Source organism: Stutzerimonas stutzeri (assembly GCF_000935215.1).
Classification (GTDB): domain Bacteria; phylum Pseudomonadota; class Gammaproteobacteria; order Pseudomonadales; family Pseudomonadaceae; genus Stutzerimonas.
Map to the genome: position 1 here is coordinate 1 of NZ_JXXD01000146.1, position 13,512 is coordinate 13,512.

Here is a 13,512-nt window from a genome sequence, read left to right on the forward strand (position 1 = left end):
ACCAACATCTTCGCCAAGGACCGCTTCAACTACGACGTGCTGTGTCATACCGACCTCAGCCGTACCCGCGGCACCTCGCTGGGCATTCCACTGGGCCGGGTCAACTGGGGCAACTACGACCTAGTGGTGATCGATGAGTCCCACAACTTCCGCAACAACGACGCCTACAAGGACAAGGAAACCCGCTACCAGCGGCTGATGAACCAGGTCATCCGCCAGGGAGTGAAGACCAAGGTGCTGATGCTCTCGGCCACCCCGGTCAACAACCGCTTCAACGACCTGAAGAACCAGCTGGCCCTGGCCTACGAAGGCGACAGTGAAGCGCTGAGCAAGCGCCTGCGCGGCGACCAGGACATCGAGCAGATCTTCCGCCGCGCCCAGGCCGCCTTCAACGCCTGGTCCAACCTGCCAGCAGAGAAGCGCACCGCCACGGCGATCCTCAACAGCCTCGATTTCGACTTCTTCGAGCTGCTCGACAGCGTGACCATCGCCCGCTCGCGCCGGCACATCGAAACCTTCTACAACACCGCCGAAATCGGCCGCTTCCCCGAGCGCCGCAAGCCGCTGTCCTTCCACTGCCCGCTGACCCAGCGCGGTGACGTGATCGGCTTCAACGAGATCTTCGATCAGCTCTCGCTGCTCAAGCTCGCCGTGTATGCGCCGGTCAGCTACATCCTGCCCAGCCGGCTGAAGAAATACGAAGAGCTGTACGACACCCAGACCGAAGGCGGGCGCGGCAAGCTCAAGCAGGCCGACCGCGAGAAGAGCCTGCAGGCACTGATGACCACCAACCTGCTCAAGCGCCTGGAAAGCTCGGTGGAAGCCTTCCGCCTGACGTTGCAGAGCCTGCAGGCTAGCCACCGCAATGCGCTGGAGAGGATCGCCAACTTCCACAAGACTGGTCAGGAAAGCGGCTTTGCCGACGTCTCGGCGGCGTTCGAGGATGTCGATTTCGACGATGACAGCCTGCCTGTGCCAGGCGACTTCAGCATCGGCAAGAAGATCACCATCAACCTGACCGACATGGACCTGCCCTCCTGGGAACAGGACCTGCAGACCGATCTACTGTACATCGACGAACTGCTCGGCGAGATGCGCAAGGTCACCCCGGCCGACGATGCCAAGCTGCAGCACCTGAAAACCCAGATCGCCAGCAAGCTCGCCTCGCCGATCAACCCCGGCAACCGCAAGGTGCTGATCTTCACCGCCTTCGCCGACACCGCCAATTACCTCTACGACAACCTGGCCAGCGATCTGCAGCGCCACCACCAGGTGCATACCGGCAAGGTCACCGGTAGCGATGCGCCCAAGTCGACTCTCGGCAACATGCCCGGCAGCCGGCAGAGCTACGACTTCCAGGGCCTGCTGACCCTTTTCTCGCCGCGCTCCAAGGAAAAGGCCGCCATTTACCCGGACGAGCCGCGGGAGATCGACATCCTGATCGGCACCGACTGCATTTCCGAAGGCCAGAACCTGCAGGACTGCGACTATCTGATCAACTACGACATCCACTGGAACCCGGTGCGCATCATCCAGCGCTTCGGTCGCGTCGACCGGATCGGCTCGCAGAACGCCAGTATCCAGCTGGTCAACTACTGGCCGGACATCAGCCTCGACGAGTACATCAACCTCAAGGAGCGGGTGGAGAACCGTATGATGATCGCCGACGTCACTGCGACCGGCGACGACAACGTGCTCAACGCCCAAGCCAACGACGTGGCTTACCGCAAGGAGCAGCTACGTCGCTTGCAGGACGAAGTGATCGAGATGGAGGACATCAAGACTGGTGTCTCCATCACCGACCTCGGCCTCAACGACTTCCGCATGGACCTGCTCAATTACATCAAACAACACGGCGAGCTGGACCACCTGCCCAATGGTCTGCATGCCGTGGTGCCGGCGCATCCCGAGGTGGGCCTACTGCCCGGCGTGATCTTCACCCTGCGCAACCGCAACCATAGTGTGGACATCAACCAGCAGAACCGCCTCTACCCTTACTACCTGATCTACATCGGCAACGATGGCCGGGTCATCAGCGACCACACCGAAGCCAAGCGCCTGCTGGACTTGGCCCGCAGCGCCTGCAAGGGTTACAGCCAGCCGATTGCCGACGCCTACCAGCGCTTCAACCAGGCCACTGACGATGGCCGCCAGATGCAGGCCTACTCCAACCTGCTCGACCAGGCCATTCGCGCCATGATCGAGGTGCAGGAAGAGAAGGACATCGACAGCCTGTTCAGTGGCGGAAGAACCACAGCGCTCTGTGACAGCATTACCGGCCTCGACGACTTCGAGCTGATCGCTTTCGTCGTGGTCATCTGAACCCTCGCCCCTTGCATTCATGGATGAACCCAAATGAGGAAAACACTCGCCGCAGCCATTCTTTCCAGCCTGTTCGCCTCGGCGGCGACCGCCAGCACCGTGCCGTCCGAAGCGGACATCAAGCGTCAGGCCCTTGCGGCTGCCTACAAGCATGCCGAGAGCATCGCCTGCGTCGACCCCGAGTACGTGCACCAGGAATTCATGACCCTGGTGCCGTGGGCAGATCTCTACGACAGGGAGCTGGCCGAGTATGCCGTCATCTGGAACGGTGATATTGGCTGTGCCGGTGGCAGCGGCACGACCGGCGTCCACTTGTCAATCGTCAAGGTCGGCGCGGGCAACACCTTCTATGTGGACCCGCACAAGTCTTCGCCGGTGACCGAGTTCGAGTTCTACTCCAGCACGGGTTACGATGCTGTCGTAGCCAACACCGGGGATGTGATCGTCATCGATGGTCGGGACTATGCCGAGAACGATGGCCGCTGCTGCCCAAGCCTGAAGGTGCGCTACACCCTCAAGCGCAATGAGGAAGGGCATTGGAAGCTGTTCAACAAGAAGGCCCTCTAGGCCTGTTCGTCGGCATGAGCCTCATGAGCTGCGGACAACTGTTCAAATTCCCGGAAAAGGCCAGGTTCGACCGGGTGATACCCAAGTCGAAGATCTACGAGCGCGCCAAGCCGGACAGCGCCCTACGTGACACCTTCGTCAGCCAGGTCGAGCAGATCCGCTGGGCCTACAAGCTGGCTCCCGAGACCCTCAATCTGCCGGCGACCCGCGCGGTCAGCGAGATTCAGGTGTTCCACATCGAGCTGCGCAGCGCAGGGCTGGATCATGCCGTGCTGCGCGCCATCGACGAGGCCATCCCGTTTCCGTTGCTCTTCGAGCTGACCCACGGTGGCCGGGTCAAGCTGGCGGCGGCCTGGAAGCGACCGAGCGAAGCCAACAGCAGCCACTGGGTGGTGGGCAACTACTTCGAGAGCGAGTGGCTGCCGGAAGAGTCGCCCCGCCAGCCACTGCCCGTGGTGCTGGACATGGCCGCTCTCTACGAGCAGCTGCTGAGCCCATTGGTGGCAGGCCAGAGCCAGCCGGAGCCGATGCCTGTCTCCGCCAGGGAAGCGCCGGCCCCTTACTCAACCACAGTACAGGCCGCTGCTGGCTCGGTCAGCCTCAGCCTGGAGCAGCGCATTGCCCTGGCCGAGCGCATCGCCGCCAAGGGCAAGGAGATCGAGCGGATCAAGGCGCGCCTTGGCCGCGAAAAACAGTTCAACAAGCGCGTAGCCATCAATGCCGAGCTGCGCGATGCCAGGCAGGAATTGGAGCGGCTGATCCGTCAGCAGGCCGCTGCCGCACAACATTGAGAGAGACCCGATGGACAAACTGAAGATGCACAGCCCCGACCTGAGCCAGGAGAACATCGCCAAGATTCGCGAGCTGTTTCCCGGCTGCGTGACCGAGGCGCGGAACGACAAGACCGGCAAGCTGCATCTGGCGGTGGACTTCGACCTGCTCAAACAGGAGCTCAATCATTCCATTGTCGAAGGCCCGCAAGAGCGCTATCGGTTGGATTGGCCGGGGAAGAGGGAGGCGTTGGCGCTAGCGAATGCGCCGATTGCCAAGGCGCTGCGACCCAGTCGGGAGGAAAGCGTCGACTTTGACAGCACGCGCAACCTGTTTATCGAAGGCGACAATCTGGAAGTCCTCAAGCTGCTGCAGGAAAGTTATCTGGGGCAGGTCAAGCTGATTTATATCGACCCGCCCTATAACACCGGTCGTGATTTTATATATGACGACGACTACAAGGAGAGCGCCGATAGCTATCTCGCCTTATCGAGCCAGACCGATGAGGCTGGCACGCGTCTGGTGGCCAATACCGAAGCCAACGGGCGCTTTCATTCGGACTGGATGAGCATGATCTATTCGCGACTGCGGCTGGCTCGGAATCTGCTGCGCGACGATGGCGTTATTTTTATTTCCATGGATGACAATGAGATCGATAACCTGCGGAAAATATGTGGCGAGATTTTCGGGGAGGAAAATTTTGTCGCGCAGCTGATTTGGCAGAAGGTCTTTGCACCAAAAAACTCTGCTAAATGGTTCTCAGAGGACCACGATTACATCCTTGTTTATGCCAAGTCCGGTGAGCAGTGGAGACCAAACCTCCTTGAGCAGACTGAAGAGATGCTGGCTCGCTACAAAAATCCGGATAACGATTCGCGTGGCCCTTGGCAGTCGGATAATCTGACAGCCCGCAACCGTTATGATGCTGGCCTCTATTCAGTAAAGTCGCCTTCCGGGCGAGTAATAGTTGGTCCTCCAACAGGTACATATTGGAGGTTTAGCGAATCAAGCTTCAAAAAGCTTAATGAGGATGGCCGGATTTGGTGGGGTGAGGATGGAGGCAATATGCCCCGTCTAAAACGGTTCCTTTCTGAAGTGAAACAAGGAAAAACGCCACAAACCTTGTGGCTCTACAAAGAGGTTGGGCATACGCAGGAAGCCAAAAAAACTCTGCTTAAGTATGTCCACTTTGAGAATACGGAGAATGTCCTCAACTCTGTGAAGCCGGTTGAGCTGTTGCAGCGCGTCCTTCGACTGGCTACCGCGTCCCACGAAAATGACATTGTTCTAGATTTTTTCAGCGGCAGCGCTCCCTCAGCTCACGCAGTGTTGAAACAGAATGCCGAAGACGGCGGCAACCGCCGATTTATCGGTGTGCAGATTGCCGAACCTTTGCCCAAGCCTGAACCGGGGCTTGGCTCGATTTTCGAGATGGGTCTGACCCGAGTTCGTAATGTCATCGCTGAACTGCGAAATCAGGAGGGAGCGGACAATCTTGACCTCGGCTTCCGCGTACTCAAGGTCGACACCTCCAATCTGAAGGACGTGTACTACCGCCCGGATCAGCTATCGCAGGCAGACCTGTTCGAGTCGGTAGACAACGTCAAGCCTGACCGTACTAACGAAGACCTGCTGTTCCAAGTGCTTGTGGACTGGGGTGTGGATCTGACCCTGCCTATCCGCCGCGAAACCTTGCAGGGCAAGACGGTGTTCGTCGTCGACGACAATGCCTTGGTCGCCTGCTTCGACCAGGGCATCAGCGAGGAGCTGGTCAAGGAGCTGGCCAAGGCCGAACCGCTGCGGGTGGTATTCCGCGACAATGGCTTTGCTTCCGATGCGCTGAAGATCAACGTCGAACAGATCTTCCGTCAGCTGTCGCCGAGCACTGAAGTCAGGACGCTTTGACGGAGGCCGTAATGGATCATCAGGCTTTGCAGGCGTTGCTGGAGTCACTGGTCGAGCGCTGGGAGGGTGAGGTGGTGGAGTTCAAGCGCGCTGGTAATGACTATTCCAGCGACAAGATCGGCCGCTACTTCTCTGCCCTGGCCAACGAGGCGAACCTGCGTAATCAGGACCGTGCCTGGCTGGTGTTCGGTGTGGACAACCGCACCCGTTGGGTGGCGGATGGAGGTACTGACTACCGCCCGCAGCCCGAGCGTTTGCACAACCTGAAGATGGAAGTTTCCGACTCTACGGAGCCGAGCGTCACCCTGCGTGAAATCCATGAGTTGAAGCTGGACGAGGGTCGGGTACTGCTTTTCGAGATCCCCGCAGCACCGCTTGGCTTGCCGATTGCCTGGAAGGGGCATTATTACGCCCGCTCCGGGGAGAGCCTGACCCACCTGGGGCTCGATAAGCTCGACGAGATCCGCGCTCAGGTGGGCGCCGCCGATTGGTCGGCCCAGTTGGTGCCGGGCGCGAAGTTATCCCACCTGGACAGCGTTGCCCTGAATACGGCTCGCGAATCCTTTGCCAAGAAATACGCCAACCGGTTCGACCTGGACGAGGTGATGGGCTGGCCGGTTACTACTTTCCTCGACCGCGCCAAGTTGACGCGTGACGGGCAGATCACGCGGACGACCTTGCTGTTGCTTGGCAAGCTGGAGGCCGCCCATCTTTTGTCGCCCCACCCCGCGCAAATGACCTGGAGGCTGGAGGGGCCGGAGCGGGCCTACGAGCATTTTGACCCGCCGTTCCTGCTCGCCAGCAGCGACTTGTATCGCAGGATTCGCAACATTCAGGTGCGCCTATTGCCGGATGACCAATTGCTGGCGGTGGAACTGGCCAAGTACGACCAGAAGATTGTCCTCGAAGCTCTGCACAACTGCATTGCCCACCAGGATTACAGCCGCAATGGCCGAATCGTGGTGACGGAGTTTCCTGATCGTTTGGTGTTGGAGAATGAAGGTGGCTTTTTCGAGGGACAGCCTGCCGACTACATTGCTGGCACCCGCACGCCACGGCGCTACCGTAATCCTTTCCTGGCCCAGGCGATGGCTGAGCTGAACATGATCGACACCATGGGCTACGGCATCCATGACATGCACGCCCGCCAGGCCCGGCGCTTCTTTCCCATGCCGGATTACGACCTGAGTGAACCGCAGATGGTGCGGCTGACCATCCATGGTCAGGTGGTGGACCCGGCTTATAGCCGTCTGTTGATCCAAAAAACAGACCTGCCGCTGGAGGACGTGCTCGCCCTCGATCGAGTCCAGAAGAAGCTGGCGATTCCGGACGATGCGGTTTCGCGCCTCAAGCGCGCCGGGCTGATTGAAGGCCGCAAGCCTAACTTCCATGTCTCCGCAAGCGTTGCCAAAGTCACTGCCAGTAAGGCGGACTACATCCGTACCCGCGCCCAAGACGACGAGTTCTACGCCAAGCTGCTTACAGATTATCTAGAGCGCTTCGAGCAAGCCAGCCGTGCAGAGATCAACCAGCTCCTGCTCGACAAGCTTAGTGATGCGCTGGACCCGCAGCAAAAATACAACAAGATCAGCACGTTGCTGACGAAGCTGAGGCGCCGCGGGGTCATTGTGAACACGGGTTCAGATACCGCATCTTGCTGGAAAATTGCAGAGAGCTTCAAAAGAGAAAAATAGAGAGCCTGCAAAGAGATCTTGGTAAAGCCATTAAAAATCAATAGGTTACAGTTATTTGTAGGCTGCAGCCTGCAGAGAGCTTGCAGAGAAGGTCAGTGGTGAGATGAAATTCAAATTCAAAGTACAGCCCTACCAGACCCATGCTGTCGAGTCCGTGGTGGACTGCTTTGCCGGCCAGCCACTGAGCAATGGCTTGACCTATCGCATTGATCCTGGCCAGCAAAGCCAGGCGAACGCTTTCGAGGATGGCTTCAAGAACGCCGACCTTGTCTTGAGCGACATGCAGTTGCTGGAGAACATCCAGAAGGTTCAGCGTCGGCAGAACCTGCCGGTATCCCAGACTCTAGTCGAGTTCACCACGTTCGATGCCAAGGGTGCCCGCGTGCCGGTCAAGGCGACCTACAAGAAGGAGGCACTGGCGGCTTCGCGGATCCACCTCGATGTAGAAATGGAGACCGGCACCGGAAAAACTTACTGCTACATCAAGACGATTTTCGAACTGAACAAGCGCTACGGTTGGTCGAAGTTCATCATCATGGTGCCGTCGATTGCCATCCGCGAAGGTGTGCAGAAGTCGCTGCAGATCACCGCCGACCATTTCACTGAAGGCTACGGCAAGAAGGCTCGGTTTTTTACCTACAACTCTAAGCGGCTGCATGAGCTGGAGAGCTACTCCTCAGATGCCGGCATCAACGTGATGGTGATGAACATCCAGGCATTCAATGCCCGTGGTGCTGACAATCGCCGCATCTACGACGAGCTGGATGACTTCCAGTCGCGCAAGCCCATCGACGTGATCGCCGCCAACCGTCCGATCCTGATTCTGGATGAGCCGCAGAAGATGGAAGGTGCCGCCACCATGGAGGCTTTGCCCAAGTTCAAGCCGCTAATGATTCTACGCTACTCGGCCACCCACCGTACGCTGCACAACCGTATTCACCGCCTCGACGCACTGGATGCCTACAACCAGAAGCTCGTAAAGAAGATCGCCGTGCGTGGTATCCAGACGCGCGGGCAGGCCGGCACCAATAGTTATCTGTACCTGGAGGGCATCGACATCTCCAGCAAGGCGCCAGTGGCGCGCATCGAGCTTGAGGTGAAACTGAAGTCTGGAGAGATCAAACGCCAGCTGCGCCGCCTGGCGTTTCGCGATGATCTATTCGCGGTATCCGGCGAGCTGGATCAGTACCGCGACGGTTTTGTCATCAGCCAGATCGACGCCAATGCCGATACCGTGGAGTTCACCAACGGCCTCGTGCTGAAGGCCGGCGAGGCCAATGGTGATGTGTCCGAGCGCGACATCCGCCGTATCCAGATTCGCGAAACCATCAAGGCCCACCTGGACCGGGAGAAACAGCTGTTCGCCCAGGGCATCAAGGTGCTGTCCCTGTTCTTTATCGATGAGGTGGTGAAGTACCGTGACTACAGCCAGGCCGATGAGAAGGGCGATTATGCTCGGACCTTTGAAGAGGAATACCAGCAGCTGAAAGACGAGTACCTGTCGGAGCTGGACCTGGACAATCATGCTTATCGCCAGTACCTGTCAGGAATCGACGCGCAGGCCACCCACAATGGCTATTTCTCCATCGACAAGAAAACCAACCGCTTGAAAGACCCGGCCGTAGGGGCCAGGGCGGTCGATTCGGATGATGTAGACGCCTATGACCTGATACTCAAGGACAAGGAGCGGCTGCTGTCGTTTGCCGAGCCTACCCGCTTCATTTTCTCTCATTCCGCGTTGCGCGAAGGTTGGGACAATCCGAACGTTTTCGTCATGTGCATGCTCAAGCACAGCGACAACAGCATCTCCCGCCGTCAGGAAGTGGGGCGCGGCTTGCGGCTGTGTGTAGACCAGCATGGCGACCGTGTAGATCATCCGGCCGTGGTACACGACGTTAACGTGCTCACGGTGATTGCCAGCGAAAGCTATCAGAGCTTCGTGGCCGGGCTGCAGCAGGAGATCGCCGAAACCCTCACGGCACGGCCTCGCCAGGCTACCGAAAGCTACTTCACCGGCAAGGTGTTGAGCACCGAGCAAGGGCCGGTCGAAGTGACGCCGGCCATGGCTAAGCAGATCTATCGGTACCTGGCGAAAAATGACTACACCGACGATACGGACCAGATCGCAGAGGCATACCACCAGGATAAAGCCGCTGGCACGCTGGCATCCTTGCCGGCAGAGCTGCAGCCGTATGCCGATCATATTTTCGAGCTGATCGACAGCGTGTTTAGCGATGCGCAGTTGCCCAGGGTGGACGACGGCCGCAAGCCCAAGACCAATCCGCGCAACGCGAATTTCGACAAGAAGGAGTTCCAGGAGCTCTGGAACCGGATCAACCGCAGGGCGGTGTACCGCGTCGAGTTCGACTCGCCCGAGCTGGTGCGCAAGTGCATCGCTGCGCTCGACAGCAAGCTGCGTGTTACCCCGCTGCAATACTCGGTGCACAAGGGCATCCAGCACAGCGGCCTGACGGATGAGCAACTGCGTGCTGGCGGTGGCTTCAAGGTGGAAGAAACGGCGACCGAGTACGCCGACTCCATTCATTCGACGGTTCGCTATGACTTGCTAGGCAAGGTTTCCGCGGCTTCACAGCTGACCCGCCAGACCACAGCTGAGATTCTGCAAGGTATTCAGCCTGCGGTGTTCAAGCAGTTCAGCCAGAACCCGGAGCATTTCATTGCCGAAGCGTCGCGACTGATCATCGAGCAGAAAGCCGCGATGGTCATTGAGCGGCTGGTGTATGACGAGCTGGATCAGCAGCACGACGTGTCGATCTTCACTGCCAACCAGGTAGGCCAGGACTTCTCCCGTGCCTCGGCAAAGCTGAGCAAACATATCTACGACTACGCCATCGTTGACTCCGATATCGAGCGCCGTTTTGTGCAGGAGCTGGATACCAGCAGCGAGGTGGTGGTGTACGCCAAACTCCCGCGCGGCTTCCTGATTCCGACCCCGGTGGGCGATTACAACCCGGACTGGGCAATTTCGTTCCGCGAGGGTAACGTGCGGCATATTTATTTCGTGGCTGAAACCAAGGGGTCCATGTCCTCGCTGAAGCTGCGAGAGATCGAAAAGACCAAGATCGAATGCGCGCGCAGGTTCTTCGATGAGATTAGCCAGCGTGTCACGCAGGACCGCGTCAGGTACGACGTGGTGACCGATTACGCACAGCTGATGGACATCGTGGCGCCTGTCGCTGGCTGATAGTAGCGGCAAGCGCGCGCTGGCTGGGGCGCTTCGCCGATAGCTGTACCCCCCGTTCCATCTATTATCTTGGTGGAATGCCCCCCCCTCGTTCCACTGCAAGGCTCAGCGGAATGAGGGGGCGAGTATCGAATCTTCGCCTAATTGGCCTTATTAAGCTTTTTCACCAACTCCGGTTCGCACCTCTGGCTCGATAATTTTCCTTGTTCTAACGAGGAACGAAAAATGAGTGCCAACGGCGATTTCGACCTAACGGAAATTGAAAAGTCCGTAAAGATATTTCTAGCAATCAATCAAAATCTGACAGCGGAAGTGCCCCCAGATGTTGTTCGGATCAAGGAGCTTGTTGATTCCATCACCCCCATTCTGCGGGCGTGGCTTGATATGATGGCAGGTCTTTTGCAGGAACAGGCGAGGCATGAGCAACAGCAGTTTCGAGAGAAGCGCGCTGAATATCAAAAGGGGCATCGCCGGGGCAGGCCATGGATCCATGATGTTCGGATAAAAGCCACTCCCAACGGTTTATCCGCAGAGTGGCTGCATTACAAAAGCAGGTACGGAGACACCGTATTTTCGGAGGGTATCCGCAGCGATAGCCAATTCAGGGTTCCCGCGAAGAACTTCAAGCCCTGCTCGGCGATCGAAAAAGAGGCAATTCGAGCAGCGGAGGATCAGTTTTCCGCTTTGCGCCGCGCTACGCATTGGCTGTCAACTCTTTCTGGAGCCATGACTGCAATCTCGCAGATGCGACTCGTCAACTCTCGTCCCAACACTATTCCGTTCGATGATCCTTTGGATTGTCGCTTTGGTTGCTGGTGTGCTGAGCCCTGCGAGGAGTTTTTACGCTCGTCGCCCTTCTGGCTGGACTATTTTCCTTAGAGCGCCGAGCCCGTGGCACAGCTTGTGATCGCGGGCTTTTTTGCATCTCAGGACCTCTCTCCGGAGTGGCAATTTCTTTCTTTTTTTGAAGAAATAAGTGGTGGCACCACTGCTGGCAGCATGCCGAACCGGCCTTGTATAAACGCCGATCTGTTGGTTGTAAAAATCAGCGATAACCAGAAGTAAAGCCAATGAGGCTCTAGTTTAAGTATCCTTCGGAAGGGGAGCTCGGGGTAATTTCAATAATCCGTCAGTTTGACGAAACACAACCAACGGACATCGTAAAAAACTATACGTGACGGCAAACCTGCCGCTCCAAGGAGTTTTTATGAGTCTCAAAAAGAGTTATTCCGCTGATATTTCTGCGCGCGCACTTGTTCTTGCTGATATCGCCACGCGGCTCGGTCGTCATCGTGATGAGTCGCCGTTCTTGCTCCTCCCCAACGAAGTCGCGCACGTTCTGAGTGTGGAGTCGATTGAGCTTGCAATCCGGCCGTCTCCTCGCAACTACTCCCTCCCTTTCATAATCATTGGCAATTCTTCACGGTATCGCCTGGATGATCTCATCCGGTTTCTCGTCAGCTATCGCCGGGCGCGCGTGAAGCCGTTGAGTTGAGCAGATAATCATAAAAAAGCCCGTGTTGTACTACGCGGGCTTTGCCATATCGCTGGCGGCGGCGAGTCCCCGAAACGGAGGCAGTGCAAGCACTAAATCTCGTGACTCGCTGCCGGCGTTATCGGCCACCTCCGGCTGGGCCGCGCTGGTATTGCTCCCAGGCAGAGCTGCAATCTGTGGAAGATCATTGCAAAGTTTTCGTGAGCAGCAAGGGCTGCTTCTGGTCCAACCGCAGATGAGCGGTTAATGTGCACCTCGAATTAAGTATCTCAAGGATGCCGCATAACAACCAGATTGGATGAATTTGGACTGTTGGATCGGGCTCATCTTAATCACGCTAGCTTTCGTCGCCACAAAATTCGCGTAATCGTCATGGACATCACGTGATCCGTTTCTGTGAAAAATGCGGGTGGTCTATGGACATCGAATACCTAATCTAAACCCTCACAAATATTCATTCAAACCGATGTCCATGGGTTGACATCTTTCCTTTACGTCGACGAGGCGTTTGCCGACCTGACGGGGATAACCGGCGACCTGGTGCCGCTAGGGTATGAGACGCGTGAGCGTGTGCTGCGGTGGACCGGCATACCGGTTGGCGTGGGCATCGGGCCAACGAAGACCTTGGCTAAGCTCGCCAACTGGGCAGCCAAGACCTGGCGCAAATCCGGCGGTGTGATCGACCTAAGCGACCCGGAGCGACGCGACCGGCTGCTGAAGATGACCGAGGTGAGCGAAGTGTGGGGCGTCGGCCGGCGCCTGACTACCCGCCTGCGCCCGCTGGGCATCCAGACCGCCTGGGACCTAGCGCAGTACGATTCCGCATCGCTGCGAAAGCAATTCAGCGTGGTGCTGGAGAAAACCGCCCGCGAGCTGCATGGAATCTCCTGCCTTGAGCTGGAGGAGGCGGTACCGCCCCGGCAGATGATCTGCTCCTCGAAAATGTTTGGCAGCCGCCTGCGCGACATCGCACCGATCCGCGAGGCGGTCGTGGCCTACGTTACCAAGGCCGCCGAGAAGCTGCGCTCCCAGCAAAGTCTGGCCGGCGCGCTGCAGGTTGCCATCCGTACCGGCATGCACAACCCCAACCAGCCGCGATACGCGAACGCCATCAGCTGCCCTCTGCCGTACCCGACCGACGACACTCGCGTGCTCGCCGCTGCAGCCGTGCGCGGGCTTGAAGCGATCTACCGGCATGGCTACGCCTACAGCAAAGCCGAGGTGCTGCTGATGGATCTGCGGCAGCGAGGCGAATTCACTGGTGACCTGTTCGCCGCCGCCCCGCGCCTAGGTGCCGATCGACTGATGGCCGTGGTCGATCAAATTAATGCGCGAGAGGGCAGGGGAACGGTACGCCTCGGGCGCATTCCCGCCACTGCGGAGTGGTCGATGAAGCGGGAGATGATGAGCCAGCGGTATACGACGAGGTGGGATGAGTTGATGGTGGTGCGGTGAGACTAGCGCCGGGCACGCGCTGCGTACATTGATGACTGTTATCGGCTTTAAGCCGTCCCAGTGAGCGCAGCGAGCGGTTTGAAGGCTGTAATGGACTC

Annotated in this window: 9 protein-coding genes; all 9 read left to right on the forward strand. The window is 58.1% G+C overall.

Translation table 11 applies throughout. The annotated features are described in order from the left end of the window. Nucleotides 1-2,322 (forward strand): DEAD/DEAH box helicase (locus tag LO50_RS15705; RefSeq protein WP_044315587.1); only part of this gene is annotated, 2,322 nt, incomplete at its 5' end. A 33-nt stretch (nucleotides 2,323-2,355) separates the two neighbouring features. Next, on the forward strand, nucleotides 2,356-2,889 hold the full coding sequence (locus LO50_RS15710; protein WP_044315588.1) for a hypothetical protein: 534 nt from the start codon (nucleotides 2,356-2,358) through the stop codon (nucleotides 2,887-2,889). Next, on the forward strand, nucleotides 2,859-3,680 hold the full coding sequence (locus tag LO50_RS15715) for a DUF4391 domain-containing protein (protein ID WP_336434168.1): 822 nt from the start codon (nucleotides 2,859-2,861) through the stop codon (nucleotides 3,678-3,680). The genes LO50_RS15710 and LO50_RS15715 overlap by 31 nt, the downstream gene beginning before the upstream one ends. Before the next feature lie 10 nt (nucleotides 3,681-3,690). After that, nucleotides 3,691-5,565 (forward strand): site-specific DNA-methyltransferase, encoded by a 1,875-nt coding sequence (locus LO50_RS15720; protein WP_044315590.1) that lies wholly within the window; start codon nucleotides 3,691-3,693, stop codon nucleotides 5,563-5,565. A gap of 11 nt (nucleotides 5,566-5,576) precedes the next feature. After that, on the forward strand, nucleotides 5,577-7,259 hold the full coding sequence (locus LO50_RS15725) for an RNA-binding domain-containing protein (protein WP_020306878.1): 1,683 nt from the start codon (nucleotides 5,577-5,579) through the stop codon (nucleotides 7,257-7,259). 103 nt (nucleotides 7,260-7,362) lie between these two features. Beyond that, nucleotides 7,363-10,464, forward strand: a complete 3,102-nt coding sequence (locus LO50_RS15730; protein WP_044315591.1) for a type III restriction-modification system endonuclease — start codon at nucleotides 7,363-7,365, stop codon at nucleotides 10,462-10,464. Nucleotides 10,465-10,689: 225 nt separating this feature from the next. Then, the gene (gene mobI, locus LO50_RS15735) at nucleotides 10,690-11,343 is read left to right on the forward strand and encodes a conjugative transfer protein MobI(A/C) (RefSeq protein WP_044315592.1); all 654 of its coding nucleotides are present in this window, start codon (nucleotides 10,690-10,692) and stop codon (nucleotides 11,341-11,343) included. Between the two features lie 328 nt (nucleotides 11,344-11,671). Then, nucleotides 11,672-11,959: a hypothetical protein gene (locus LO50_RS15740; protein ID WP_044315593.1), complete on the forward strand. Its 288-nt coding sequence runs from the start codon at nucleotides 11,672-11,674 to the stop codon at nucleotides 11,957-11,959. Between the two features lie 477 nt (nucleotides 11,960-12,436). Continuing rightward, nucleotides 12,437-13,414: a DUF4113 domain-containing protein gene (locus LO50_RS15745; protein ID WP_336434169.1), complete on the forward strand. Its 978-nt coding sequence runs from the start codon at nucleotides 12,437-12,439 to the stop codon at nucleotides 13,412-13,414. Nucleotides 13,415-13,512: the final 98 nt, after the last annotated feature.

Bases quoted from the DNA above. Each gene is read 5' to 3' on its own strand.
- LO50_RS15710 (WP_044315588.1), top strand. From the start codon at position 2,356: ATGAGGAAAACACTCGCCGCAGCCATTCTTTCCAGCCTGTTCGCCTCG.
- LO50_RS15720 (WP_044315590.1), top strand. From the start codon at position 3,691: ATGGACAAACTGAAGATGCACAGCCCCGACCTGAGCCAGGAGAACATC.
- LO50_RS15725 (WP_020306878.1), top strand. From the start codon at position 5,577: ATGGATCATCAGGCTTTGCAGGCGTTGCTGGAGTCACTGGTCGAGCGC.
- LO50_RS15730 (WP_044315591.1), top strand. From the start codon at position 7,363: ATGAAATTCAAATTCAAAGTACAGCCCTACCAGACCCATGCTGTCGAG.
- mobI (WP_044315592.1), top strand. From the start codon at position 10,690: ATGAGTGCCAACGGCGATTTCGACCTAACGGAAATTGAAAAGTCCGTA.
- LO50_RS15740 (WP_044315593.1), top strand. From the start codon at position 11,672: ATGAGTCTCAAAAAGAGTTATTCCGCTGATATTTCTGCGCGCGCACTT.